The following is a 25,442-nucleotide window of genomic DNA, read 5'->3' on the forward strand; positions in this document are numbered from 1 at the left end:
CGTCGGTCCTTCGGCCGAACCGAGCCCGTACCACCGGAGTTGAACAGATGACCGTCACCCTCGGCGTCCACGCCAGCAACCCCTCGCTCTACTACCTCGCCCGGCTCCCCTATCTGGACGAGGAACTCGCCCCGCTCGGTGAGACCGGCGCCTTCCACCACTACGCCGACGGCACCCGCACCGGAGCGCTGCTCGCCGACGGCACCATCGACTTCGGCGGCACCGGCTCGACCCCGCCGATCACCGCCCAGGCGGCCGGCCACGACCTGGTCTACGCGGCGGTCTCCGCACCCCGTCCGGACCACGGCGCGCTGCTGGTGCCGGCCTCCGGCCCGGCCCGGACGGTCGCGGACCTCAAGGGCGGCACCGTCGTCCTCGGCATCGGCTCCTGGCAGACCCACCTGCTCGCCAAGGCCCTGCACGCGGTCGGGCTCACCTACGGCGAGGACGTCACCCCGGAGCGCCCGGCGGCCGGTGCGGACCAGGCGCGGCGGCTGCGCGACGGCGAGATCGCCGGTTGGATCGCCCAGGGCGCCGAACTCGCCGCCGCCCGCCGCAGTGGGGAGTTCCGCGAGCTGATCCGTACCGGTGACGTGATCACCGACCGCTCGGTGTTCTTCACCCGCCGGGACTTCGCGGCCGGGCGCCCCGAGGTGGTCGCCGCGATCGCCACCGCACTGCGCCGGGCCGACGCGTGGGTGGCCGCCAACCCGGCCGAGGCCGCCGCGATCGCGGCCGGGGAACTGGGCGGAACGGCGGAGGACTGGCAGAGCGCGCTGGCCGCGCTGCCGTGGCGGCTGGAGCCCGCCACCGCCGGGTTCGTCGCCGAGCAGCAGGAGGCCGCGGACATCTTCCACCGGGTCGGCTTCATCGACCGCGCGCTGACCGTCGCCGACGCCCACCTGCCCGCCCTGGAGGCCCCGGTGGCCGCCGCGCTCGCGAAGGCGGTCTGACCCGTGGCCTCCGAAGTCCTCTGGTACATCATCCCGCGCGAGGGCCACTACCCCTGGGAGCCGGCCGGGCGCCGCCCGGTGGACCTGCGCTACCTCCAGCAACTCGCGGGCAGTGTCGAGCGGTTGGGATACACCGGCGCCCTGCTGGCGACCGACCTGTACGACGTCTGGACCCTCGGCAGCGCGCTCGCGGCCGCCACCACCCCGGCCTTCAAGCCGCTGCTGGCCGTCCACCCCGGACTGGTCTCGCCCACCCTGCTGGCCAAGATGGCACTGAGCTTCGACCACCTGCACGGCGGACGGCTGCGCTTCAACGTGGTCAACGGCTCGACCGCGCAGCTGCGCGAGTACGGTCTGGACGTCGAGCACGACGACCGCTACCGGCTCAGCGCCGAGTACTGGTCGATCGTCAAGCGCCTCACGGCCGGTGAAGTCTTCGACCACAAGGGCGAGTTCTACGACCTGAAGAACGCGGGCGCGAGCCTGCGCGAGCTGACCCCGGCGCAGCCCGGCGGTATCCCGCTCTGGTTCGGCGGCAGTTCGGCGGCCGGCATCGAGATGGCGGCCGAGCACGTGGATGTCTACCTGACCTGGGGCGAGCCGCCGCACCTGCTCAAGGAGAAGCTTGACCTGGTCCGTGAGCGCGCCGCCGCCCACGGCCGGACCCTGCGGATCGGACTGCGGCTGCACCTGATCGTCCGCGACACCGAGGACCAGGCCTGGGCGGCCGCCGACCGGCTGCTGGACGTCACCAGCGAGGCCACGTACGCGCGTCAGCTGGGCGGAGTCGCGGGGGAGGACGGGGTCGGCTGGCAGCGGCAGTTCCGCCAGCACGGGGGCAAGGTGCCGGCGCGGGCCCGGGAACTGGAGGCCTACCCCAACCTCTGGCCGGGGATGAGCCTGTTCCGGCCCGGCCCCGGGACGGCGGTGGTCGGCTCGACCGCCCAGGTGGTCGAGCGCTTGAAGGAGTTCGAGGCGCTGGGCGTCGACACCTTCATCCTGTCCGGCAACCCGCTGCTGGAGGAGGCCCACCGGGTTGCAGAAACGGTTCTGCCCGCGCTGGGCATCGGCCGCCGTTGACAGGACGGCGGTCGGCGACTGACAGCTGACAAGTAACGGATAACAGATGACAGATGACAGATTTCGAAATCTGTCATCTGTCATCCATCGTCTGTCAACAGCTCAACAGCTCAACAGCTCACCGGTTCAACGGCTCAGCCGGTCGATCTCCGCCAGCTCCTCCGCCGTCAGCGGGCCGCCGGCCAGCGCGTCGAGGTTCTGGTCCAGCTGGGCCACGCTGCTCGCGCCGATGATCACCGACACGACGCGCGGGTCCCGCAGCACCCAGCACAGCGCCAGCTGCGCCAGCGACTGCCCGCGCCCCTCGGCGATCTTGCTCAGCGCCCGCAGCTGCTCCAGCTTGGACCCGGTCAGCGCCTCCTCGGTCAGGAACTTCCCGACCGACATCCGCGAGCCCGCCGGCACGTCACCGGAGAGGTAGCGGTCGGTCAACAGCCCCTGGGCCAGCGGCGAGTAGGCGATCAGGCTGGTCTGGGTGTCGCCCACCGCGTCCAGCACGCCGCCCTCCTCCACGTACCGGTTGAGGATCGAGTACGCCGACTGGTTCATCAGCACCGGCGTTCCCAGCTCCCGCAGGATCGCCACCGCCTCCCGGTGCTGCTCGGTCGGGTAGTTGGAGATCGCGGCGTACAGCGCCTTGCCCGAGCGCACCGCACTGTCCAGCGCCCCCATCGTCTCCTCGAGCGGGGTGTCCGGGTCGTAGCGGTGCGAGTAGAAGACGTCGACGTAGTCCAGCCCCATCCGCTCCAGCGACTGGTCGAGGCTGGCCAGCAGGTACTTGCGGCTTCCGCCGTTGCCGTACGGGCCGGGCCACATGTCCCAGCCCGCCTTGGTCGCGATGAACAGCTCGTCCCGGTACGGCCGGAAGTCCTGGGCGAACAGGTAGCCGAAGTTGCGCTCGGCGCTGCCGTACGGGGGTCCGTAGTTGTTCGCCAGGTCGAAGTGCGTGACGCCCCGGTCGAAGGCCCGGCGCAGCACTGCCCGCTGCACCTCCAGCGGCTGGGCGTCACCGAAGTTGTGCCAGAGCCCGAGCGAGACGGCGGGCAGCTGGACGCCGCTGCGGCCGGCCTTCCGGTAGGTCATCGAGGCATAGCGGTCATCCGAGGCGAGGTAGCTCATGCCGGACATCTTGCCAGTCGGTCCCGGTCGATCAAGCCCTTGCCCCGCTTCCGACCGGTGCCTATGCTCGCGGAGGATCGTGCGCGTGCGAGGCGAGGGGAGGGGCGTGATGGCAGTCTCCGGCTTCCCCGCTGCCCCCGGCGCCCCGGCCGCACCCCGCTGTTGTTGTCGCCACCGCAGCAGCACCGCGCGCTGACACCCTGCCCGAGCGGCCTGCCGCCCCGGCCTCGCTGGTGGTCCCGCCGGTAGTCGGGTCGGTGATCCGGTCGGTGATCCGGTCGTGATCCGGGCGCCGCCCAGCGCGGGACGCGGCCCGGAGCGTCGTACCGGACTCCGGTGCCCCTTCCGTTCGCGCCGATGCCTCGATCGAGCCCACCCGGCCGACGATCCCCGCCCGATCCACCCGATCCACCCGAAACCCCCACCCGATAAGCCCCACCCGAGCCGCCCCACCCGAGCCGTCCCGTGCGCGCCGCCCCGCGCGTGCCCCACCCGAGCCCCTTCGAGCGCCCCAAGGAGACCGCCGTGCGGTTCACCGTCTCGTCCCTCGTCGCCAACGCCCCCGATCCCGTCACCGGTGTCCGGCGCACTCCGCAGCAGAAGCTGCACAACGTCATCGACCAGGCGGTCCTCGCCGAGCAGCTCGGTTACGACGGCTACGGCGTGGGGGAGCGGCACGGTGAGCCCTTCCTCTCCCCGGCGCCGCCCGTCCTGCTGAGTGCCATCGCCGCCCGCACCTCCACCATCCGGCTGTTCACCACGGTGACGGTGCTCAGCATCCTCGACCCGGTCCGGGTCGCCGAGGACTACGCGATGCTCGACCAACTCTCCGTCGGCCGGATCGAGTTGATCATCGGCAAGGGCAACGACCCGCGCCACTTCGGGCTGTTCGGACTGCCCGAGGAGCGCCAGTGGGAGGCGCTCGCCGAGAACTACGCCCTGCTGCGGCGGCTCTGGCGCGAGGAGAAGGTCACCTGGGAGGGTTCGACCCGTCCGCCGCTCCGGGACGCCACCGTCTCGCCGCGCCCGCTCCAGGACCCGATCCCGGTCTGGCACGGCAGTGCGACCAGCACGCGGTCCACCGACCTGGCCGCCCGTCACGGGGACCCGCTCTTCTCTGCCAACTCCTTCCACCCGCTGGCGAAATACCGTTCGCTGGTCGAGCACTACCGCGAGCGCTGGGAGCACTACGGGCACGATCCGGCGCAGGCCCGGGTCGGCGCGAGCTTCGGCGGACTGTTCGTCGCCAAGCGCTCGCAGGATGCCGTCGAGGGCTACCGCCCTTACTGGGATGCGCTGTTCAGCTCCGCCGCCGGCCGTCACAACAACTCGCCGTTCGGTTCGCTGGAGGACGCGTTGGAGCGCGGCTCCGCGCTGGTCGGCAGTCCGCAGCAGGTGGTCGAGAAGATCCACCGCTACCACGAGGCCTTCGGGAACGAGGTGGTCGGGATCGGTGTGGACGCGCTCACCGAGGGGGCGCAGCGGGAGCAGTTGGAGTTGTTCGCGAGCGAGGTGGCGCCCGTGATCCGGCGCGAACTCCCGTAGCTCCCGTAGTCGTCCGCACGCCGCCCGCCCGCGCAGCGCGCCGTGCACCCCCTACCCGGAGTGACGCCGGCAACCGTGGGTGACGTGACGCGCGCCACCGACCGCGCCGGAATGCGGCTCGGCGGTGCGGGGGATGACGAACGGTCGAGGGGCCGTGGCCGCCGGGGGGCGGCGCACGGCCCTCAATCGTCGGGTGGGCCTTCCCGGGGGCGGGGGCGGGGGCGGTGGCGGTGGCGGTGGCAGGGGCGGTCCTGGCGGACCGGGCCGGCACGGGAAAGCCACTGGCCTTCTGTACCTACTGGTATGTACAGTGATGCCCATGACGACCCAGGACCGTCTCATCGAGAGCACCCAGGCCCTCCTCTGGGAGCGCGGCTACGTCGGCACCAGCCCCAAGGCCATCCAGCAGCGCTCCGGGGTCGGGCAGGGCAGCATGTACCACCACTTCACCGGCAAGCCCGATCTCGCCGCCGCCGCCCTGCGCCGCAGCGCCGAGCAGATGCGGGGGATCGCCGAGGCCGACTTCGCCGCCCCCGGCAGCGCGTACGACCGCATCGCCGCCTACCTGCGGCGCGACCGCGACGTCCTGCGCGGCTGCCGGATCGGCCGACTGGCCCAGGACCCGGACGTGGTCGCCGACCCGCGGTTGCGTGCCCCGGTCGAGGAGACCTTCGACTGGCTGCGCGGCCGGATCGCCGACCTGGTCGCCGAGGGCCGGTCCGCCGGCGAGTTCGCCCCCGGCCTCGACCCGGCCGACACCGCGGCGGCCGTGGTCGCCGTCGTCCAGGGCGGCTACGTCCTGGCCCGTGCGGCGGGCAGCTCCGAGCCCTTCGACCAGGCCGTCCGTGGCGCCCTGGGCCTGCTCGCGGCACACCGCCGCCCGGCCTGACACGCGGTCCGTCCCGCCCGACACGCGCCCCGTCCCGCCCGGAGCGCACGCCGGGCGGCCGGGCCGGCACGCCGCGCAAGGCCCACGCACCCGCAGACCCCCGAGGAGTCCAGCCGTGCACGCCATGCAGTACGAGATCACCCTCCCCGCCGACTACGACATGGGCATCATCCGAAAGCGCGTCGCGGACAAGGGCCACCTGCTCGACACCTACCCTGGCCTCGGCCTCAAGGCGTACCTGATCAGGGAGCGCGGCCTGGACGGTTCGCCGGTCAACCAGTACGCGCCGTTCTACCTCTGGCGCACCCCTCAGGGCATGAACAGCTTCCTCTGGGGCCCTGGCTTCCGAGGCCTCAGCGCCGATTTCGGCCGCCCCGCCGTCCGTCACTGGCTCGGCGCGGGCCTGGCCCTGGGCGAAGCGGGAGGAGGCGACACGGGACGAGGCGACACGGGACCGGGCGAAGCAGGACCGGGCGCCGAGGGCCCGACCACCGCGACCCGCGAGACCGTACGGCTGCCGGAGGCCGCCGACCCGGCGGAGGCGGTCGAGCAGGCGCTCGCCGGACTCCCCGCGCACCCGGCGCTGCACACCGCCGCCGTCGCCGTGGACCCGAGCCGCTGGGAACTGCTCCGCTTCGCACTCTGGCGCGGCCCCGCCCCGGAGGACGTCCCCGGTGCCCGCTACCGGGTGCTGCACCTCTCCCGCCCCGAACTGGACCGGCTGCCGGCCGGCCGCCACTGGTGAAAGGACTCCCCACCCCATGGCTCCGACCGCGATGACACCCGCCCCGATGACGCCGCCCGCCGCAGTGACGCCTGCCCCGGTGGAGGCGCCCGCTCCGGTGACGCCTGCCCCGCTCGACCGCGAAGCCGGGTACGCCCTGCTCGCCGACCTCGCCGGCCCGGGCGCCGCCGCCTCGCTCGGCGGCCTGGACGCCCTCGCCCCCGGCTTCCCCGACTGGATCGTCACCAGCCTCTTCGGAGGCACCTACCAGCGCCCCGGCCTGGCCCTGCGCGACCGCCAGATCGCCAACCTGGCCGCCCTCACCGCCCTGGGCGGCGTGGAGCCGCAGCTCGCCGACCACGTCCGCTACAGCCGGCGGATCGGTCTGACGAAGGAGGAGGTCACCGAGGTCATGGTCCACCTCGCCCCGTACGTCGGCGTCCCCAAGGCCCTGGCCGGCCTGCGCGTCGCCACCGCGACCTTCGCCGAAGCCGAAGCCGAAGCCGAAGGCGGAGCCGAAGCCGAAGGCGGAGCCGGAGCCGCTGCCGTTACGGCCCCCGCCGACCCGAGCGAGGCGCGGGCATGAGCCGCACCGTCCGCACCGTTCTCGGCGACCTCGACCCGGCCGAGCTCGGCGTCACCGACGCCCACGACCACCTCTTCATCCGCAGCCCGCTGCTCCCCGGCCAGGAACTGGACGATCCGGCCGCCGCCGAGGACGTCCTGCGCGCCTACGCCGCGGCCGGCGGCCGCACCCTCGTCCAGTGGACCCCGTTCGGCATGGGCCGGGGCGCGGATTCGCTCGCGGCCCTGTCCCGGGCGACCGGCGTGCACGTCCTCGCCGCCTCCGGTGCGCACCAGGCGGCCCACTACGCGCCGGACCCGTTCCCGTACGCCGGTCTCGCGGAACGCTTCGTCGCCGAGCTCACCACCGGTCTGCCCGGCGCGCCCGAGGGCGTCCGGGCCGGGTTGATCAAGGTCGCGTGCGACGTGGGGGAGGCCACCCGGCACACCCGTTCGACGATGGCGGCGGCTGCCGACGCCCACCACGCCACCGGCGCCCCGATCGCCGTCCACCTCGAACCCGGCGGCGCTCCGCACTGGGTCCTGGACCGGCTCCACGCCCGGCACGGCGTCCGGCCCGACCGGATCGTCCTCGGCCACCTCACCCGGTTCCCCGACCGGGCCGTGCACCGAAGCCTCGCCGCCGAAGGCGTGTACCTCGCGCTGGACAGCCCCTCCCGGATCGGCCACCCCGACGACCTCCAGGCCTTCGACGTCATCGCCGACCTGGTGGAGGCGGGCCACTCCGACCGACTGCTCCTGGGCGCCGACACCACCACCCGTACCGCCCGGCAGGTCGGCGGCCCGACCCGGCTGCTCACCGACCTCGCACCGCGGCTCGCCCGCACGTACGGCCCCGGCCTGCCCGAACTGCTGCTCACCACCAATCCCGCCGCCGCCTTCGCCGCCGACTGGCAGACCCCGTAAGCCCTGCCCTGCGCCGCCCTGCCCTGCGCCGCCCTGCGAAGCGCCGCACTGCCCTGTGCCGCACTGCGAAGCGCCGCGCTCCGCGAAGCACCGCGCGGGATGGCGCCGCAGCGGGCCACGGAAGCGGGGCCTGCGCCGTAACGGGGGACGGCACAGGCCCCGCGGTTCCGGGCCGTAGGGCGGCGGGCGGTCACATGTGGGTGCCGCCGTCGATGCGGAGCTCGGTGCCGGTGACGAACGCGCCGTCGTCGGAGGCGAGCATGGCGATCGCCCCGGCCACCGTCTCGGGGCCCGCGAAGCCCTGGCCGAGGGCGGGGGCGAGCTTGGCGAGCAGGCTGAAGTCGGTGTCGGCGGGCAGGCCGGGGTTGTTGGTCATGCCGCTGTCGATGCTGCCCGGTGCGACGCAGACCGCGCGCAGGCCCTGCTTCGAGTACTCCGAGGCGATGGCGTGGGTGAAGGACTGGATGCCGCCCTTGGTCGCGGCGTACGCGGCCATGTAGGGGTGGGCGAAGGTCGCGGAGGTGGAGCTGAAGTTGACCACCACGCCCTTGCCGCCGGCGAGCAGCGCGGGGAGCGCCTCGCGGGTCATCAGGAAGGTGCCGGTGAGGTTCACCGCGAGGAGCTTGTTCCAGAACTCCAGGGTGGTCTCGTGGGTGTGCGAGGAACGGAGGATGCCGGCCGCGTTGACCAGGACGTCCAGGCCGCCCAGCCCGGCGACCGCCTCGGCGACGCCCGCGACGACGGCGGCCTCGTCGGAGATGTCCAGGACCCGGATGGCGAGGCGGTCCGCGGTGCCGTCGGTGGTCGCGCGGTCCAGGGTCTTCTTCAGGCCGTCCTCGTTGACGTCGACGGCGACGACCTGCCCGCCCTCGGCGAGGATCCGGTGCACGGTGGCCTGGCCGATGCCCGAGCCGCCGCCGGTGATCAGGACGTTCCGTCCGCTGAAGCGCTCCATGGTGGTTCTCCGTTCGTTCGTGGTCTCTCGACCTCAAGAGTCACGGTACGCCCAAGTGGCACGATGTGCCAATAAGTCTCAAGGTGCCATCGGGGCATGTCATGCCGCAGTGGCATGCGCCCGCGTAGGCTGCCCACGTGACCGGACGCCCGACCCTGAACCAGCGCCGCCGTGACGCCACCCGGCTGGACATCGCCCGCACTGCCGCCGCCCTCTTCGCCGAGAAGGGGGCGGAGGCCACCACGGCCGAGGAGATCGCCCTCGCGGCGGGCATCTCGCTGCGCACCTTCTACCGGTACTTCTCCGTCAAGGAGGACGCCGTGGCCCCGCTGCTCGCGGCGGGCGGGCGGCAGTGGGTGGAGCGGCTCGCGGAGGGCGCAGCCGACCTGCCGCTGCGCGAGGCGCTGGAGAGCGCGGCGGTCGCGTCGCTGACGCCGACGGACGAGGCCGGCGTCGAGATGATGCGCTGGACCCGCAGCCTGCTGCGCGACCCGCAGCTGGAGGGCGCCTGGCGGCGCGTCCACGCGGACTCCGAGGTGCGGCTCCGCGCCGTCCTCGCCGAGCGCTGTCCGGCGGGGGTCGACCCGCTGGAGATCCGGCTGGCCGCCGCCGCCGCGACCGCGGCGATCCGGGTGGCTCTGGAGCAGTGGGCCTCCTCCGACGCCCCCGTCGGGGGAGGCCCGGGCTCCCCGCAGGACCTGGGGGCGCGCTGCATGCGCGAGCTCACGGCCGGGCTGCGGCTCTGGGAGCGGGTGGCCTGAGCCCGGGGCGGGGGATCAGCCGAGCCGGCGGGCGGCGGCCGGCAGGGGCTCGACCCCCACGACCCGGCGGATCCGGGTGGGCTCGATGAAGACGCTGACCCGCCGCTCGCCCGGGATGAGCCACTCGTAGCGCTCCACGCCGAGGTACTTCCGTGCGAGGCGGTCCATCTGTCGGCCGGCCTCGTCGCCGGTCACGAACTCCACGGCCCGGCCGTGGATCTGGACGCGGTCGAACGGGTCGGCCGGGTCCGCGTGGGAGAGGCAGACGCGAGGGTCGTGGCGCAGGTTCCGTTCCTTGACCCGGCCGATGGTGGTGTTGAAGAACACCCGGTCGCCCTCCAGGTCCACCCACATCGGGGTGACGTGGGGGGCTCCGTCCGCCCCGGTCGTCGCCACGTACCAGATCCTCGGCTCGCGCACCCGTTCCCTGGTCTCCGCCGTCCAGCCGCCCATCGGCCGCCTCCTCTGTCGGTTCGCGCCGGACCGTACCGGCCTGAACCGGTCTGTTCCCCGGCGGTCGACGGCCGAAGCCGAGGCCGGCGGCAGACGGCCGATGGTCAACGGCGGACAGGCGACAGGTAACAGATGGCAGAGTTCGAAATCTGTTATCTGTCATCTGTTTGCTGAACCCCGTCAGCTGTCAGCCGCCCCTCCCCGCAACCTCCCAGCCGTCGTCAGCGTTCTCCCAGCTGGCGTTAGGGTTGGTCCTCGCGCCCTGGAGGGGGAACCGGGGTGACCACCTCGGATGTCCCCAGCCGAGGGGACTGGAGTTCGAGGCGTGGGAGCAAGTAGGACATGGGTCTGACGAGCCACAAGGTGCTGGCGCTGACCGCACTGATGGCCATCGTGGTGATGGGGGGCACGGTCTGGCTCTGGCCCCGACTTGCCAGGAAGACGTGGCAGGCGGTGCTGGGCCGGATCGGCGCGCTGTTCGCCACCCAGCTTGCGGTGCTCGCCGCACTCGGCTTGGTGGCGAACAACTACTTCGCCTTCTACAGCAGTTGGGACGACCTGCTGGGCACCGGCAGTACCGGCCCGGTGGTGATCCACAACAAGGCGGACGCCTCCGGACGCCTCCTGGTGGAGACGATCGGCCAGGCCTCGGTCAAGGGCGGCGGCGCGATGGGCCGTGAGCCCAGCCAGTCCGGGGAGATCCGCAAGGTCCGGATCGACGGCGCCGTGAGCCGGCTGTCCACCGAGGGCTACGTCTACCTGCCGCCGCAGTACTTCCAGCCGGAGTACGCGCACAGGCAGTTCCCGGCCGTGATCGTCAGCACCGGCTTCCCGGGGATCGCCGAGAACCTGATCACCCGGTTCAACTACCCGGGCGCGGCGCTCAAGCTGCTGCAGGAGGGCCGGATGCAGCCGACCGTGATGATCCTGATGCGCCCGTCACCCGCGCTGCCGCAGGACACCGAGTGCGAGGACATCCCGAACGGCCCGCAGTCCGACACGTACTTCACCAAGGACGTGCCCTCGGCGATCCAGGCCAGCTTCCGGGTCTCGTCCGACCCGCAGGCCTGGGCCTTCATGGGCAACTCGACCGGCGGCTACTGCGCGCTCAAGCTGGCCATGCGCCACCCGGACGTGTTCCCGACCGCCGTCGCCCTCTCCGCCTACTACGACGCCGCCGACGACCCGACCACCGGTGACCTCTTCGGCGGGAGCAAGCAGCGCCGCGACGAGGCCAACCTGATGTGGCGCCTGAAGAACCTGCCGTCGCCGAACGTGTCGGTGCTGCTGGCCGGCACCAAGAAGGGCGACGGCGACTACCGCAGGGAGACCGAGGCGTTCGTCGAGGCGGCGCAGAGCCCGATGAAGGTCTCGTACAGCATGCTGGAGAACGGCGGCCACAACTTCGAGACGTGGAGCGCGCTGCTGCCGTCCTCGCTGGAGTGGCTGTCCGATCACCTCAAGGTGCCGAACCCGGCCGCCTGACAGCGACGCCCGAAACGTACGGGACCCCCGGAGTCGACACTCCGGGGGTCCCGTCGTCACACGGCGTTCAGGGCGTTCGGCCGAGGGCGCTCGGCTCAGGCCGCCCAGCCGGGGCCGTTCGGCTCAGGCCACGCGCTCCAGCGTCCCGGTGTGCAGCTGGCCGACCCGGCCGCCCTCGCCCTCGAAGGTCCAGAAGGCCCGGACGGTCAGCTGCCTGAGGTCCATCACATGGCTGACGGTGATCCCGCTCTGCTCCGTCCAGCTGACGAAGTAGACCTCCGGCGCGACCTCGGCGACGTGCAGCCGCACGTCCTCCCACTGGCCCGCGGACTCGCCGAGGCCCTCCCAGCGCAGCCGGGTGCCGTCGGCCGAGTAGGTGTTGCGGAACGCCGCGCCGTTGTCGGCCCGGAAGACGTAGGTACGGCCGGCGAAGGCGGGCAGGGGCGCGGTCATGGCTGGGCGGGGCCTCGTTTCTGGGCTAGGCGCTTCCGGGTTCGGCGCTCTTGTGCACTGCGGAAGATGTCGGACCCCCAATTTATCCGACCGGGTGCACTCGGTCCGACCTTTGCCACGGTACGGTCCGCCATCGTGCCGTCCGCCGGGGTGTGCGACCGGCACATGGGCACCCGGAGTGCGCCGGTCCTACCGTCCGGCCCATGAGACCAGCCCCCACGAGACCGGCCCCCGCACGGCACGTTCCCGCACGGCACGTCCCCATGCGACGTACCCCCACGAGACGTACCCCCATGCGACGTATCCGCACGCGGCGCGCCCCCACCGCGCTCGCCGTCGTCCTCCTGAGCCTCGCCGCCCTCCTCCTCGGCACCCCCGCGAGCCGGGCGGCCACCGCCTCCCTCACCCTGGAGGCCGCCTTCCCCGCCCCTGGCAACGGCTGGGCCAAGGTCGAGCGCTACCTCGACACCACCCCCGGCTTCCGCACCGAGCAGTTCCCGTCCGACGGGCGCGGCGACCAGGACGGCGCCCGGCGGACGTACTTCGGCACCGGCGAGCCCTCCTCCGGCCGCTTCCTGCTCTACTCCGCCGCCGGCTGGGACACCGGCGGCCGCGCGACCCCCGTCCTGCTGGTCCACGGCGCCAACGACAACGCCGACCGGGCCTGGGCGAACCCGGGGGAGTCCGGCGCCTGCGGCGCGGCCTCCTGCCCGTCCACCGGTCTCGCCCAGTACCTCGCCGGTACCGGCCACCGGGTCTTCGCCGTCGGCTTCGCCCACAAGCACGGCGACAACCTGCTCCAGGCGCAGGCCGTCGGCGACGCGATCGCGCTGATCCGGGCCCGCCTCGGGGTGCCCCAGGTCGACGTGGTGGCCTGGAGCAAGGGCGAGGTCGCCGCCCGGGCGTACGTGTCCTCGGTGCGGCCGTCGTGGGGGAGGGCGTACGCGGGCGACGTGCGCCGCCTGGTCACGCTCGGGGGGCCGAACGGCGGGCTCGACTACGTGTACGCGCACGGCTGGTCCTTCGACCTCGCCACCTGGCCGGCCTGCGGCGGCAGCGCCAACGCGCCGTCCCCGCACCTGTACATGACCTGCTACGGCACGTACACGGCGCAGCCCTGCCTCGGCGTGCTGCCGACCGGCGGGTACGACTGCTACCCGGGCCAGCGCCAGCTGCTCGCCCGCTGGGACGGGAAGTACGGGGTGGACACCACCGCCCAGGACTGGTGGACCACCTACTACGGCGGCCAGGGCTTCTACACCTCCGGCCAGGGCATCCAGGCGGCGATCGACGCGGGCTCGCTGATCGCCCCGCTCCAGCAGGCCGGGATCCCGCCCGCGGTGCGCACCTACCTGCTGGCGGGCGGGTCGGCCGACATCCCGGGCGTGCTCGACGAGAACCGGGGCCCGAGCGACGGGATCGTCTTCACCGCGAGCGCCCTGGACACCACCGGTATCGCGACGGTCGGCGGCACCCGGCTGCTGAGCGGCCTCAACCACCTGGAGCTGGCCTGGGCGCCGGAGGCCGAGAGCCAGGTCGACGCCTGGCTGGGCTGAGGCCGCTCCGCCGAGCCGAACCGAGGCCGAGCCGCACCGACGCCGACGCCGACACCGAGCCGCACCCCACCGCACCGAACCGCTCCACCGGCGCGCGCGAAGTGATCAACTCGGCCGCCACGCAGTGTCGTTGATCGACACCACTGTGAGCTGTGCGACAACCGGCCCGAGACAGTTGTCCGTTCACGTACGGCCTGCCTAGCCTGCAACGGTCGTCCGCCCCCGCGGACCCCGCCGCCGGGACGCCTAGTCCTGTCCACCCGTCGGCGGGTCACCGAGCACCACAGCGGACAGGAGCGGGGGAACCAAGGTCGGCGCCCGGCCCGTGCGCAACCGTGTACGGGCCGAGGCTAGGGGTGAAGCCGCTCCACAGGCGGCCGGGCCAACTGCAGCCCGAACCCGACAGCTAACCTCGCCGGCGTCGCAGAGGTCCTCTCATGCCCCAGCCTGCCGCCCGGCGCCGCGCGCCGCGCCACGCCCGTCCGACCCACCGCGGCCGCAACGCCGCCTTCGCCGCCACCGGGGCGCTCGCCATCAGCGGCGCCGGCCTGCTCGGACTGCCGTCCGTCACCGGTGCCCAGGCCGCCACCGCGCCCACCGTCACCCAGGACCGCCTCGCCCCCGCCGCCATGGTCGCGGGCAAGGCCACCACCGCGTCGCTCGCCCTGCACTCCTCGGCCTGCTTCACGGCGAAGACCGTCGGCGTGGGCGTGCGCGACGCGCGCGGCACCAACCTCGACTTCCCCGGCAACGCCTCCAACGTGCAGATCTGCCCGAGCGGAGTGAACTTCACCAGCGGTGCACGCACCCTGCCCGCCGGGACGTACACCCAGTTCGGCTTCTGGCAGGACCTCGGCGGCGCCTGGCACAACCTGCCCTCGCAGCAGCTGGTGGTCTCGGCCACCGGCACCCCGACCCCGACCCCGACCCCGACCCCGACGGCCACTCCCACCCCCACCCCGGCGCCGACCAAGACCGCCACCCCGGCCCCGAAGCCCACCGAGACGCCCACCGCGACGCCCAGCCCCACCACAGCGCCCAGCCCCACCACGGCCCCCAGCCCCAGCCCGAGCGCCACCGCGAGCCCGAGCACCCCCGCGCCGTCCTCCCCGGTCGCCGGCAAGTCGCTGACCTGGTCCGACGAGTTCAACGGCCCGATCTCCTGGGGCCAGCGCTGGGTCGGCGACAAGAGCACCTCGTACAAGTACGGGAACCACAACCCGGACGACAACAAGCTGGACTGGCTGAACAAGAACAACGTCAGCGTCGCGAACGGGGTCGCCACCTTCACCGCCACCCCCGGCGGCCCGACCCTGGAGAACGGCAAGCAGTCCTGGAACACCGGCTTCCTGACCACGGAGGGCTCCAGCGAGGGCTTCCAGGTCAAGACCGGCGACTACGCCGAGACCCGGGTCAAGCTGCCCGCCGGCACCGGTGCCTGGCCGGCCCTGTGGACCTGGAAGAACGGCAACGGGGAGATCGACTCCTTCGAGTACCACCCCGACAACCCGAACCTGCTGGAGCTGACCAACCACGTCAACCCGGGCACCCCGAAGTACTACACCGACGCGAGCGCCGTCGCGAAGGACCAGTGGGTGACCATCGGCACCTACTACGGCGCCAACTCGGTGGACTGGTACGTCAACGGCGTCAAGGTCCACTCGGACGGCAAGGGCGTGGGCGCCAACTGGTCGGCGTACCTGATCCTCAACCTCTCGGTGTGCGCCGGGCAGTACCACCCCGCGCCGCAGGGGACCGCCCCGATCACCATGGCCGCCGACTACGTCCGCGTCTACCGCTAGGCCCCGCGCCCTCGTGGCCGGGGAGGACGGCCCTTTCCCGGACCGGCCGTCCTCCCCGGTGCCGTCCGCGTTCAGGAACCGGCAGCCGTCTCGACGACCCTGATGTCGAACGGCTGCCGGTTGTTGTCCCCGTCCCGGTCGTCCGCGCTGCGCACCGCGACCGAGCCGCCGACCAGCGTGCCCAGCGGCAGGTCGGGGGAGAGCAGGACCGGGACGAGCGCGGTCGCGCTGCGCCCCTCCTTCAGCCCGGGGCCGAAGACGCAGCGCACCTGCCGGCCGTGCTCCGCGACCTCGCAGTCCTCGGGGAAGTACGGGCCCTCGGGGGTGACGCCCTTCGGCAGGGTGACCACCACCGTGAAGGGCGAGGCGGTGGTGTCCGGGCCCCGGTTGGCGACGAAGGCGTGGATGGTGGTGGTCTCGCCGGGCGGCGCCGGGTCCGGGTCGAGCCGGATCACCTCCAGGTCGGAGTCGGACGGCGCGGCGACCACGACGGGCAGGGTGGACGCCCCGACCACCGCCGGCAGGACGGACGCCTCGGGCGCGCCCGGCGCGACGACCTCCACCGTCGGGCGGGGTTCCGGCTGCCGGAGGGCCCAGGACGGGCCGGTGGCCAGTACCGCCACGGCGCAGCCCGCCGCCACGGCGGCCACCGCCGCGACCGTCCCGCCCGTGCCGAACCTCCTGTGCCTGGTGCCGAACCGTACGGTGTCGCGCACTCCCTGGTGCTCCATGCCGTTCACCCTGCCCTCGTGCCGGCCGTCCGCGCCGTCGCGGACCGCGTCCGCACCAGGGTGGCCGGGCGTCGTCGGGACGGGCGCGCAACCCGCCCGGCGTCCGCCCGAACGGCGGACGCCGGGCGGCCTTCCGGCCTCTCCTGGCGGCACCGGAGGTTGACGTTTCGTCAGGGAGCGAGGACCTGCCCGAGCCGGGTCGCGATCTCGTGCATCACCGGCACCAGCGAGGCGGCCCCGGCCTGTTCCTCCAGGGCCCTGATGCGGGCCTCCGGTCCGGAGACCGAGAGCGCGGTGGGCGTCGGCGCGCCCGGGACGGCGAGCGCGATGCAGCGGACGCCGATCTCCTGCTCCTGGTCGTCGACCACGTAGCCGCGCTCGCGCGCCTCGGCGAGCTGGCGCATCAGCTCCTGCGGGTCGGTGACCGTGTACTCGGTGTGCGCGGGCAGCGGGTTGGGGCCGAGCACGGCGCGCGCCTCGTCCTCGGGGAGCTGGGCGAGCAGCGCCTTGCCGACGCCGGTGCAGTGCGGCTGGACCCGCCGCCCGACCTCGGTGAACATCCGCATCGAGCGCCGCGACTGCACCTGCCCGACGTACACCACCTCGCCGCCCTCCAGCACCGCCAGGTTGGCGGTCTCGCCGGTGGCCTCCATGAGTTCGGCCAGGTAGGGGCGGGCCCAGCTGCCGAGCAGCCGGCCGGAGGTCTCGCCGAGCCGGATCAGCCGGGGGCCGAGGGTGTAGCGGCGCGCGGTGTCCTGGCGGACATAGCCCTGCTGGACGAGGGTACGAACCAGTCGGTGGATGGTCGGCATGGGGAGGCCGGACGTGGTGGACAGTTCGCTGAGCGTGGCCACGCCGCCGGAGTCGGCCAGCGCCTCCAGGAGTTGGAAGGCGCGCTCGACGGACTGCACGCCGCCGCTCGCACGGTCGGCGCCCGTCGTCGATGCTGTGTCGGGGGTCGCAACCACCGGCGTTCCCTTCGCTGTCGGGGAGGAGTAGAGTCCCGGCGACCTCTTCAACAAATCGTTGAAATTCTGTATCGCGGAAACTAGTCTCCACCTTACAGAATCGATCTCGCCGACAGGCGGGTATCGATCGAGGAAGTTCCCGAGGAGGCTCCCACCGGAGCTCCCTTCGCCAGGCTCAACCGTCTTAGGAGTGTCCTGCTCATGGCTGCAGATCAGGGGCCCTCCCCCAGCCTCCGGCCGGGGGTACCCCCACGCACTTCCACCGCCGCTCCGGTCGTCACCGTCGCCGGCCCGCGCGTCCACCGGGCGGAGGAGGTGCTCACTCCGGAGGCGGTCGCCTTCGTCGTCGGACTCCATCGCGCCTTCGAGGGCCGCCGGCAGGAGCTCCTGGCCGGGCGCAAGGCCCGCCGCGCCGAGATCGCGGCGACCGGCACACTGGACTTCCTCCCCGCGACCGCCGGCATCCGGGCCGGGGACTGGAAGGTCGCCGAGGCACCGCGCGCCCTCCAGGACCGCCGGGTCGAGATCACCGGCCCGACCGACCGCAAGATGGTCATCAACGCCCTCAACTCCGGCGCGCGGATCTGGCTCGCCGACTTCGAGGACGCCACCTCCCCGACCTGGGAGAACGTGGTCAGCGGCCAGGTCAACCTGATCGACGCCTACGAGGGCCGGATCGACTTCACCACCCCGGCCGGCAAGGCGTACACCCTCAAGCCCGCCGCCGAACTCGCCACCGTCGTGGTCCGCCCGCGCGGCTGGCACCTCGACGAGAACCACCTGCTGGTCGACGGCACCCCGGTCGCCGGCGCCTTCCTGGACTTCGGGCTCTACTTCTTCCACAACGCCGCCCGGCTGCTCGCCAAGGGCTCCGACGACCCCAACTCCGGGCCGTACTTCTACCTGCCCAAGACCGAGAGCCACCTCGAAGCCCGGCTCTGGAACGACGTGTTCACCCACGCCCAGGCCGAACTCGGCATCCCGCACGGCACCATCCGGGCCACCGTGCTGATCGAGACCATCACCGCGGCCTTCGAGATGGACGAGATCCTCTACGAGCTGCGCGACCACGCCGCCGGCCTCAACGCCGGGCGCTGGGACTACCTGTTCTCCATCGTCAAGAACTTCCGCGACGCCGGCGAGCACTACATCCTGCCCGACCGCAACAGCGTCACCATGGCCTCGCCCTTCATGGCCGCCTACACCCGACTGCTGGTGCGGACCTGCCACAAGCGCGGCGCCCACGCGATCGGCGGCATGGCCGCGTTCATCCCCAGCCGCAAGGACCCCGAGGTCAACGCGGCCGCGCTGGAGAAGGTCAGGGCCGACAAGGACCGCGAGGCCGGCAACGGCTTCGACGGCTCCTGGGTCGCCCACCCGGACCTGGTGCCCGTCGCCCGGGCCTGCTTCGACGCCGTGCTCGGCGAGCGGCCGCACCAGAAGGACAACCCGGGCCCCTCCGAGCCGGTCACCGCCGCCCAGCTGCTCGACATCGCAGGCGCCGGCGGCACCTGCACCCGCGCGGGGCTGCACAACGCCGTCCAGGTCGGCGTCCGCTACATCGAGGCGTGGCTGCGCGGGATGGGTGCGGTCGGCATCTTCGACATGATGGAGGACGCCGCCACCGCGGAGATCTCCCGCTCGCAGATCTGGCAGTGGATCCACAACGGAGTCGTGCTGTCCGACACCGGCGAGAAGGCCACCGCCGAACTGGTCCGCGCCATGGTCGCCGCGGAACTGGCCGAACTGCTCGCCGACTCGGGCGAGGAGGCCTACAGCGCCGGCCGCTGGCGCGAGGCCGCCCAGCTCTTCGAACAGGTCGCCCTGGCCGAGGAGTTCGCGGACTTCCTGACCCTCCCCGCGCTCCCCCTCCTGGGCTGAGCCCAATCTATCCGCCGGTGCCACCGCTGCCGCCTGCCGGGCTGTAGCACTCCGGCGGCCCGTTACTCCGTTCCGTACGGCGACGAACCCACCTGTCCTCTCGTCGCCGTACGGAACGGCCGCTTCCCGACGAGGAGTTCCACCCATGCCGCGCATCTTCTTCAACGGCCAGGCGATGGCCGGTGGCCCGTTCCACGCCAAGGTCGCCGACGCGCTGATCGGCCCGGCCAGGACCGCCCCCGGCTACCGCTTCTTCTCCATCGACCACAGCGGCGGGACGGACGTCTGCCCGGGCCTGCTGCCCGCCCCGGACGTCGACACCGCCATCGAGGGCGAGCTGTACGACATCAGCCTGGAGCGGCTGCGGGACGTCATCCTGCCCGGCGAGCCGCGCGAGCTGGAGCTGGGCGTGATCAAGCTGGAGGACGGCTCCGCGTGCTTCTCCATGCTGCTCGCCCGGGGCGAGGTCGAGCGCGGCGTCCACCGCGAGATCACCCACCACGGCGGCTGGCGCGCCTACCTCGCGACCATCGGGCGCGAGGCCTGACGGGCGACGGGCGCCAGATGACGGCCGACGGCTGACAGATGACAGCCGACAGATAACAGATGATGAAAGTTGTCAGCTGAAATCCGTTCGCTGAAAGTTGTCAGCGCCCCGCCGTGACGTGCGGAACCCCCGCCACCAGCGCGTCGCCCAGCCCGCTGCGCCCGTAGAGCACGCTCCGGCCGTGCCGGTTGCGTTCCAGCAGTCCGGCCGCCGTGAGCGCGGTGAGGTGGCGGCTGACCGCTCCCGGGGTGACCCCGAGCCGGTGCGCCAGCTCCGTCGTACTGGCCGGGGTCTCCAGCATCGCCAGCAGCCTGGCCCGGGGGACGCCGATCAGTGCGGTCAGCGGCCCGTCGGCCATGGCCGCCCGTCCGTACGTCCCCAGGCCCTCGGCCATGGTGGCCTTCCCCCGCGCGGGGTAGCACACCAGCGGCGGCCCCACCTGGGTGATGTCGGTCTGAGCGCCGCGCCCGAACAGTGTCGGCATCAGCACCAGCCCGCGCCCGGCGAGGTCCACCGAGGTGCCCAGTGCGCGGGTCGCCGGGTGCTCGTCGTCGAGCGTCAGCACGCCGGACCGCCAGGACAGCCGGTAGTCGAGGTCGGCGAACAGCCCCTCCGCGCCGCGCTCCGAGAGCATCCGGCCCCGGTACACGATGTCCGACTCCAGGACCGAGCGCGCCCGCGGCCACCAGGCCGGCGCCAGGCAGCGCGTCCAGTACGCCTCCAGCGCCTCGGCGGCCCGGGCGACCAGGCGCGACGGATCGTCCAGCAGCTCCGCGAGCACCGGCGGTACGGGGCTCCCGTCCCCCCGGTACGCGGCCAGGACGTCCGCGCGCGCCACCTCCGGCGGGGTGGCGGCCATCCCGGCGAGTTCCGCGGCGAACTCCGGCCGGGGGACGGCCGGACGGGGCGTCAGGAAGTCCGGGACGAAGCCGCTCGGCGCGGCCAGCGACGCCAGCAGCACGGTGTCCAGCGTCTCGTAGCGGGACTGCCAGCCGACGATCCACGGCTGCTGCTCCGGGTAGTAGGTCGGTGAGCGGCGGGCGCGCAGGCTCAACACGGTTTCCTGCAGCGGGGAGCAGGAGAACCAGGTGGCGGCGAGGTCGTCTACGCCGAAGCGGAACGTGAACATTGACCGTAACGGTAAAGGAATTCCGAGGGCCCGGAAACCCCGCTGTCCTTCTGTCATGACTTCCGCCGCCGTGCCTCCGTCGGGTCCGCCCGGCCTGTCCGCGCCGCCCGATCGGCCCGATCCGCCCCGCCCACCAGGGCCCGGACGGGTCCTCCGCCATGACCCGCTGGTGCGCAGGCTGGCGCTGATGGGCCTGGTGACCAACATCGGCAACGGGCTGTTCGTGACGGTCAGCGTGCTCTTCCTGACCCGCTCGGTGGGCCTGACGCCCGGTCGGATCGCGCTCGGCCTCACCGCGGCCGGGGTGTGCGGGGTGCTCGCCGGGGTGCCGGCGGGGCGGCTCGCCGACCGGGTCGGCAGCAAGCGGCTGCTGGTCGTGGTCGGGCCGCTGGAGGCGCTCGCCGTGCTCGGCTACGCCTTCGTGCACACCTTCGCCGCCTTTGTCGCCCTCGCCTGCGTGGCGACGGTGCTGGAGCGCGGTTCGGCGGCGGTGCGCAGTGCGCTGATCGCCCGGGTGCTCCCGGCGGAGAGCCAGGTCCGTTCGCGGGCGCTGCTGCGGTCGGTGATGAACGCGGGCCTGGTGGTCGGCTCCGGCGGCGCGGCGCTGGCCCTTCAGGCCGACAGCTACACCGGGTACGTGGTGCTGCTGGCCCTGGACGCGGTGAGCTTCCTCGGTGCCACGGTGCTGCTGGCCGGCCTGCCGGGCGTCGACATGACGAATCGTCAGAACGCAGGTCAGGAAGGGTCGGTGAAGGATCGGAGCCCTGCCCTACGGGACCGCCGCTACCTGCTGGTCACCGCCCTGCACGCCGTCCTCGAGCTCCAACTCGCGGTGCTCTCCGTGGGGATACCGCTCTGGACGGTGCTCGCCACGGAGGCGCCCCCGGCCGTGGTGGCCGCCGTGAACGTGGTCAACTGCCTGCTGGTGGTGGTGTTCCAGGTCCGGGCGAGCCGGGGCGTCGTGGACGTCCCGACGGCGGCACGGGCCTGTCTGCGGGGCGCGCTGCTGCTGGCGGTCGGCTGCCTGCTCTACGCGGCGGCGCAAGCCGGCTCGGCGGTGGCCGCCACGGCGGCGATCCTCGCCGGCGCCCTGGTGCACAGCCTCGGTGAGCTGCTCACCTCGGCCGGCGGCTGGACGCTGAGCCTGGATCTGGCCGATCCGCGGTCCCACGGCGAGTACCAGGGCGTCTTCATGAGCGGCCAGGCGGCGGCCCATGTGATCGGCCCGTCGGTGATCGCCCTGACGGTGGTCGACCACGGCGCCCTCGGCTGGGCGGTCCTGGCCGCCCTCTTCGCCCTGGCGGGCGCCGCCCTCCCCGCCGCCACCCGTGCCTTCGCCCGCTGACCGGCAGGGCCGAAGCCCGCTGACCGTCCGGACCGAGGCGCGCCGACCGTCCGGACCGAAGCCCGCTGACCGGCAGGGCCGAAGCCCCCCGACCGCCCGGGTGTCAGGCCGTCGAAGGCCGAAGCGCCCGGGAGTCCGGACGCCGGGGACCGCGCCCCACGGGGGTGGGAGCGGGCCCCGGCGCCGGGACACGCCTCGGCCCCGGACCCTCGCCGTGGGTCCGGGGCCGAGGTCCGCGCACCCGCCGCAGGGTGCACGGAGTGGGGTGTGCGGAGCCCGGGAGCGCGCCGTCCCTGGGCGCTCCCGGAGTCCTCGGGTGGGTCCGACCGGTGCCGGTGCCCGACCGATGCCGGTGCCGGTGTCAGACCGCGGTCGGTGTCCGATCGGTGCCGGTGTCAGGCCGGCGTCGGTGTCCGATCGGTGACGGTGTCAGGCCGGCGTCAGACCGGCCGGGCTGCCAGTTCCCTGGCGGCCCGGGCGCAGTCGCGCGCGATCCGGTCCTCGTTGACGGTCGTCAGCTGCCCCTTCTCGACCACCGCGTTGCCGTTGACGAACAGCGCCGTCAGCGGCGGCAGCGCGCCGAGGGTGAGCGCGGCGACCGGGTCGGCGATGGAGGAGTGCATGACGCCGTCGATCTTCCACAGCGCCAGGTCGGCGAGCTTGCCGGCCTCGATGGAGCCGATCTCGTTCTGCCGGCCGAGCACCCGGGCGCCGCCCATGGTGCCGAGCCGCAGCGCCTGCCGCCCGGTGAGGGCGGTGGGGGAGCCGTGCAGCCGGTTGATCAGCAGGGCGTTGCGCAGTTCGGTGCCGAGTTCGCCGGACTCGTTGGAGGCGGTGCCGTCGACGCCGAGGCCGACCGGGACGCCGGCCCGGAGCATGTCGGGTACCCGGGCGATGCCGGCGGCGAGGCGGGCGTTGGAGGACGGGCAGTGGGCGACGCCGGTGCCGGTCTCGGCGAACTTGGCGATGTCGGAGTCGTTCATGTGGACGCAGTGCGCCATCCAGACGTCCTCGCCGAGCCAGCCCACCGACTCGAAGTAGTCGGTCGGGCCCATGCCGAACAGCTCCTTGCAGAACTGTTCCTCCTCGGCGGTCTCCGAGCCGTGGGTGTGCAGCCGGACGCCCTTGCGGCGGGCGAGTTCGGCGGACTGGCGGAGCAGGTCGGTGGAGACCGAGAAGGGCGAGCAGGGCGCGATCGCGACGTGCAGCATCGAGCCGAAGGAGGAGTCGTGGTAGCGGTCGACGGCGGCCTCGGAGGCGGCCAGGATGTCGTCCAGCTCCTCGACGGCGTGGTCGGGCGGGAGGCCGCCGTCCTTCTTGCTGCGGTCCATCGAGCCGCGCAGCGCGGTGAAGCGCAGCCCGAGCTCCTGGACGGCCTCGATGGAGGCGCCGAGGACGTCGCCGCCGTCCTTGGGGAACACGTAGTGGTGGTCGGAGGCGGTGGTGCAGCCGGACTTGAGCAGTGCGGCGGCGGAGCCCTGACTGGCGGCGTGGACGAGCTTCTCGTCGATCCGCGCCCAGGTCGGGTAGAGGGCGACGAGCCAGTCGAACAGGATGTCGTCCTGGGCGAGGCCGCGGGTGATCCACTGGTAGAAGTGGTGGTGGGTGTTGACCAGGCCGGGGGTGACCAGGTGGCCCTCGCCGTTGATCCGGCGCACCACGTTGTCCAGCCACGCCGGGGCGGGGCCGTCGCCCACCGACTCGATCGTGTTCCCGAGGATGACCACGTGGCCGCGGGCGTACTCGGTGTCGGCGGCGTCGACGGTGGCGATCGCGACGTTCTCGATCACGATCCGCTGGTCGGCGGGTGGGGGCTGGACTGCCATGGTGTCACTCCTATGGGGGGTGGGCCGGGAGGGGCGCGCGTCGAGCGGGGTGCAGGGGGCGCGCCCCTCCCGGGCCGGTCAGGACGGTGTCGCCGTCGGCACCGTCGCACCGGAGCCCTGGCCGGCTCTGGACCGGCGGGCGGCTCCGACGTGGTGGAACAGCAGGTTGAGCAGGACGGCCATCACGCACCCGGCCGAGATCCCCGAGTGCATCAGGGTTCGGACGGCCTCCGGGAAGGAGTCGTAGAACGCCGGTACGGCGATCGGGATGATGCCGACGCCGAGCGAGACCGACACCAGGATGGTGTGGGAGCTGGACTCCATGCCGGCCTCCGCGAGGGTGCGGATGCCGCTCGCCGCGACCGTGCCGAAGAGCACGATCCCGGCGCCGCCGAGGACGGGCTGCGGCACCACGGAGACGACCGAGCCCAGCACGGGGAACAGCCCCAGCAGGACCAGGATGCCTCCGCCGGCCGCGACCACGAAGCGGCTGCGGATCTTCGTCAGCGCCACCAGCCCGATGTTCTGGGCGAAGGCGCTGGCGGCGAAGCCGTTGAAGACGGGGCTGAGCGCGGTGGCCAGGCCGTCGGCGCGCAGTCCGGCGGCGAGCGTGGGCTCGTCGGCCTCGCGGTCGACGATCTTGCCGAGCGCGAGCATGTCGGCGGTGGACTCGGTCATCGAGACCACCATGACGATGCAGAGCGAGACGATCGCGGCAGCGTCGAACACGGGCGCGCCGAAGTGGAACGGGGAGGGGAGCGCGAAGACCTTCGCGTCCTGGACCGCGCCGAAGTCGGTCAGGCCGAGCGGGAAGGCGATCAGGGTGCCGAACGCCAGGCCGATGAGCAGGGACAGCTGCTGCCAGAAGCCGCGCAGCAGCCGGTTGCAGAGCACCACCGCGGTGAGGGTGACCGCGGCGAGGCCGATGGCCCGCATGGAGCCGAATCCGGGGGCGCCCGGCGAGCCGCCGCGCGCCCAGTTGACCGCCACCGGGAGCAGGGACACCCCGATGAGGGTGATCACGGTGCCCTGGACGACCGGGGGGAAGAACCGGATGAGCTTGCAGAAGTACGGTGCCGCGAGGAAGCACAGGGTCCCCGCGACGATCACCGCTCCGAAGATCACCGGGAGGGCGTCCTTCGGGCCGTGCTCCTTGGCGATGGCGATCATGGGCGCGACTCCCGCGAAGGAGACGCCGTTCACGAACGGCAGTCGCGCGCCGATCTTCCAGACGCCGAGGGTCTGGAGGAGGGTGGCCAGTCCGGCGGTGAACAGGCTGGCCGAGATGAGCAGGGCGAGTTCGGCGGGGGAGAGCCCGACGCCGGCGCCGACGATGAGCGGGGGTGCGACGACCCCCGCGTACATCGCGGCGACGTGCTGGAGTCCGGTGGAGAACAGCTTCACCGGGGGCAGCAACTCGTCCACGGGGTGGGTCCCGGACCCGGTCGGCTCGCCGGCTGGGTGTGCCGGTGTGCCGACCGGGCCGTTCGTTCTTGCTGGGGTGGAGCCGCCGTCTGAACTGCTGGTGCTGCTGGGTGCCATGTCGAGCCCCTCTTGTGCCCGTGGCTCCCGGCGCGCCCGTGGCGCCGGAGTGCGGCTGGTGGTGATGTGACCGAGGGCGGGACGGCGGTGCAAGGATCCCTCGGCCGGCCTCTCCGGTGGCCCGGGCCGGCCGCCGCGAGGCGAACACGAACTCCGGTGGGTGGGGGTGGAGAAACTGCCGGTACGGATGGTGCGGGTCGTGCGAGT

23 protein-coding genes and 1 riboswitch are annotated in these 25,442 nt (G+C 73.0%); of the genes, 14 read left to right on the plus strand and 9 right to left on the minus strand.

Going from position 1 to position 25,442, the window contains the following annotated elements; all coding sequences use genetic code 11:
- The first annotated feature begins 47 nt into the window (after positions 1-47).
- Both ACFQ6N_RS05970 and ACFQ6N_RS05975 read left to right on the plus strand, forming a co-directional pair.
- On the plus strand, positions 48-953 hold the full coding sequence (locus ACFQ6N_RS05970; protein ID WP_380647193.1) for an ABC transporter substrate-binding protein: 906 nt from the start codon (positions 48-50) through the stop codon (positions 951-953).
- Positions 954-956: 3 nt separating this feature from the next.
- The gene (locus ACFQ6N_RS05975) at positions 957-2,033 is read left to right on the plus strand and encodes an LLM class flavin-dependent oxidoreductase (RefSeq protein ID WP_380647194.1); all 1,077 of its coding nucleotides are present in this window, start codon (positions 957-959) and stop codon (positions 2,031-2,033) included.
- Positions 2,034-2,159: 126 nt separating this feature from the next.
- Here the strand turns inward: ACFQ6N_RS05975 and ACFQ6N_RS05980 are convergent, their stop codons facing one another.
- Positions 2,160-3,152: an aldo/keto reductase gene (locus tag ACFQ6N_RS05980; protein WP_380647195.1), complete on the minus strand. Its 993-nt coding sequence runs from the start codon at positions 3,150-3,152 to the stop codon at positions 2,160-2,162.
- A gap of 525 nt (positions 3,153-3,677) precedes the next feature.
- On the opposite strand from ACFQ6N_RS05980, the gene ACFQ6N_RS05985 reads away from it, so the two are divergent.
- The 5 genes from ACFQ6N_RS05985 (at position 3,678) to ACFQ6N_RS06005 (ending at position 7,801) form a co-directional block, all read left to right on the plus strand.
- Positions 3,678-4,697 carry an LLM class flavin-dependent oxidoreductase gene (locus ACFQ6N_RS05985; protein WP_380647197.1) on the plus strand — a complete coding sequence of 340 codons (1,020 nt, stop codon included), beginning with the start codon at positions 3,678-3,680 and terminating at the stop codon, positions 4,695-4,697.
- Positions 4,698-5,016: 319 nt separating this feature from the next.
- Complete coding sequence (locus ACFQ6N_RS05990) at positions 5,017-5,586, plus strand: TetR/AcrR family transcriptional regulator (protein WP_380647198.1); 570 nt, start codon at positions 5,017-5,019, stop codon at positions 5,584-5,586.
- A gap of 115 nt (positions 5,587-5,701) precedes the next feature.
- On the plus strand, positions 5,702-6,331 hold the full coding sequence (locus ACFQ6N_RS05995) for a DUF4865 family protein (protein WP_380647200.1): 630 nt from the start codon (positions 5,702-5,704) through the stop codon (positions 6,329-6,331).
- A gap of 16 nt (positions 6,332-6,347) precedes the next feature.
- Positions 6,348-6,896 carry a carboxymuconolactone decarboxylase family protein gene (locus tag ACFQ6N_RS06000; RefSeq protein ID WP_380647202.1) on the plus strand — a complete coding sequence of 183 codons (549 nt, stop codon included), beginning with the start codon at positions 6,348-6,350 and terminating at the stop codon, positions 6,894-6,896.
- A complete protein-coding gene (locus tag ACFQ6N_RS06005) occupies positions 6,893-7,801 on the plus strand; it encodes a phosphotriesterase (protein WP_380647204.1) in 909 nt (302 codons plus the stop codon). Before ACFQ6N_RS06000 ends, ACFQ6N_RS06005 begins: the two co-directional genes overlap by 4 nt.
- Positions 7,802-7,991: 190 nt before the next feature.
- Here ACFQ6N_RS06005 and ACFQ6N_RS06010 read toward each other — a convergent pair whose 3' ends face one another.
- A complete protein-coding gene (locus ACFQ6N_RS06010; protein ID WP_380647206.1) occupies positions 7,992-8,756 on the minus strand; it encodes an SDR family NAD(P)-dependent oxidoreductase in 765 nt (254 codons plus the stop codon).
- A gap of 137 nt (positions 8,757-8,893) precedes the next feature.
- On the opposite strand from ACFQ6N_RS06010, the gene ACFQ6N_RS06015 reads away from it, so the two are divergent.
- The gene (locus ACFQ6N_RS06015) at positions 8,894-9,517 is read left to right on the plus strand and encodes a TetR family transcriptional regulator (RefSeq protein ID WP_380647208.1); all 624 of its coding nucleotides are present in this window, start codon (positions 8,894-8,896) and stop codon (positions 9,515-9,517) included.
- A 15-nt stretch (positions 9,518-9,532) separates the two neighbouring features.
- On the opposite strand, the gene ACFQ6N_RS06020 is transcribed toward ACFQ6N_RS06015, so the two are convergent.
- Positions 9,533-9,970: a PPOX class F420-dependent oxidoreductase gene (locus ACFQ6N_RS06020; RefSeq protein WP_380647209.1), complete on the minus strand. Its 438-nt coding sequence runs from the start codon at positions 9,968-9,970 to the stop codon at positions 9,533-9,535.
- A gap of 342 nt (positions 9,971-10,312) precedes the next feature.
- Between ACFQ6N_RS06020 and ACFQ6N_RS06025 the strand changes: the two genes are divergently transcribed.
- On the plus strand, positions 10,313-11,455 hold the full coding sequence (locus ACFQ6N_RS06025) for an alpha/beta hydrolase (protein WP_380647210.1): 1,143 nt from the start codon (positions 10,313-10,315) through the stop codon (positions 11,453-11,455).
- Positions 11,456-11,578: 123 nt separating this feature from the next.
- On the opposite strand, the gene ACFQ6N_RS06030 is transcribed toward ACFQ6N_RS06025, so the two are convergent.
- Entirely contained in the window at positions 11,579-11,908 is a 330-nt protein-coding gene (locus ACFQ6N_RS06030; protein ID WP_380647211.1) for a phenolic acid decarboxylase, read from the minus strand.
- Positions 11,909-12,201: 293 nt separating this feature from the next.
- Between ACFQ6N_RS06030 and ACFQ6N_RS06035 the strand changes: the two genes are divergently transcribed.
- Both ACFQ6N_RS06035 and ACFQ6N_RS06040 read left to right on the plus strand, forming a co-directional pair.
- Positions 12,202-13,464, plus strand: coding sequence for an esterase/lipase family protein (locus tag ACFQ6N_RS06035; RefSeq protein WP_380647213.1), 1,263 nt, complete (start codon positions 12,202-12,204; stop codon positions 13,462-13,464).
- Positions 13,465-13,733: 269 nt separating this feature from the next.
- Positions 13,734-13,900, plus strand: a riboswitch (cyclic di-AMP (ydaO/yuaA leader).
- A 1-nt stretch (position 13,901) separates the two neighbouring features.
- The gene (locus tag ACFQ6N_RS06040; RefSeq protein ID WP_380647214.1) at positions 13,902-15,266 is read left to right on the plus strand and encodes a hypothetical protein; all 1,365 of its coding nucleotides are present in this window, start codon (positions 13,902-13,904) and stop codon (positions 15,264-15,266) included.
- 71 nt (positions 15,267-15,337) lie between these two features.
- Here the strand turns inward: ACFQ6N_RS06040 and ACFQ6N_RS06045 are convergent, their stop codons facing one another.
- Positions 15,338-15,997, minus strand: coding sequence for a hypothetical protein (locus tag ACFQ6N_RS06045; RefSeq protein WP_380647215.1), 660 nt, complete (start codon positions 15,995-15,997; stop codon positions 15,338-15,340).
- Positions 15,998-16,167: 170 nt separating this feature from the next.
- Entirely contained in the window at positions 16,168-16,965 is a 798-nt protein-coding gene (locus ACFQ6N_RS06050; RefSeq protein ID WP_380647217.1) for an IclR family transcriptional regulator, read from the minus strand.
- 201 nt (positions 16,966-17,166) lie between these two features.
- Here ACFQ6N_RS06050 and aceB point away from each other — a divergent pair, with 201 nt between their 5' ends.
- Together aceB and ACFQ6N_RS06060 are read left to right on the plus strand one after the other, a co-directional pair.
- Positions 17,167-18,846, plus strand: a complete 1,680-nt coding sequence (gene aceB / locus ACFQ6N_RS06055) for a malate synthase A (protein WP_380647218.1) — start codon at positions 17,167-17,169, stop codon at positions 18,844-18,846.
- Positions 18,847-18,991: 145 nt separating this feature from the next.
- Positions 18,992-19,393: a gamma-glutamylcyclotransferase gene (locus ACFQ6N_RS06060; RefSeq protein ID WP_380647219.1), complete on the plus strand. Its 402-nt coding sequence runs from the start codon at positions 18,992-18,994 to the stop codon at positions 19,391-19,393.
- Between the two features lie 100 nt (positions 19,394-19,493).
- On the opposite strand, the gene ACFQ6N_RS06065 is transcribed toward ACFQ6N_RS06060, so the two are convergent.
- Positions 19,494-20,522, minus strand: coding sequence for a helix-turn-helix domain-containing protein (locus ACFQ6N_RS06065; RefSeq protein ID WP_380647222.1), 1,029 nt, complete (start codon positions 20,520-20,522; stop codon positions 19,494-19,496).
- 169 nt (positions 20,523-20,691) lie between these two features.
- Between ACFQ6N_RS06065 and ACFQ6N_RS06070 the strand changes: the two genes are divergently transcribed.
- Complete coding sequence (locus tag ACFQ6N_RS06070) at positions 20,692-21,867, plus strand: MFS transporter (RefSeq protein ID WP_380647224.1); 1,176 nt, start codon at positions 20,692-20,694, stop codon at positions 21,865-21,867.
- A gap of 440 nt (positions 21,868-22,307) precedes the next feature.
- Here ACFQ6N_RS06070 and ACFQ6N_RS06075 read toward each other — a convergent pair whose 3' ends face one another.
- Together ACFQ6N_RS06075 and ACFQ6N_RS06080 are read right to left on the minus strand one after the other, a co-directional pair.
- Complete coding sequence (locus tag ACFQ6N_RS06075; RefSeq protein WP_380647225.1) at positions 22,308-23,693, minus strand: 8-oxoguanine deaminase; 1,386 nt, start codon at positions 23,691-23,693, stop codon at positions 22,308-22,310.
- Positions 23,694-23,771: 78 nt separating this feature from the next.
- Positions 23,772-25,235, minus strand: a complete 1,464-nt coding sequence (locus tag ACFQ6N_RS06080; protein WP_380647226.1) for a nucleobase:cation symporter-2 family protein — start codon at positions 25,233-25,235, stop codon at positions 23,772-23,774.
- Between the last annotated feature and the right edge of the window lie 207 nt (positions 25,236-25,442).

The sequence above is a fragment of the Kitasatospora sp. NPDC056446 genome (assembly GCF_042796115.1).
Taxonomy (GTDB): Bacteria; Actinomycetota; Actinomycetes; order Streptomycetales; family Streptomycetaceae; genus Kitasatospora.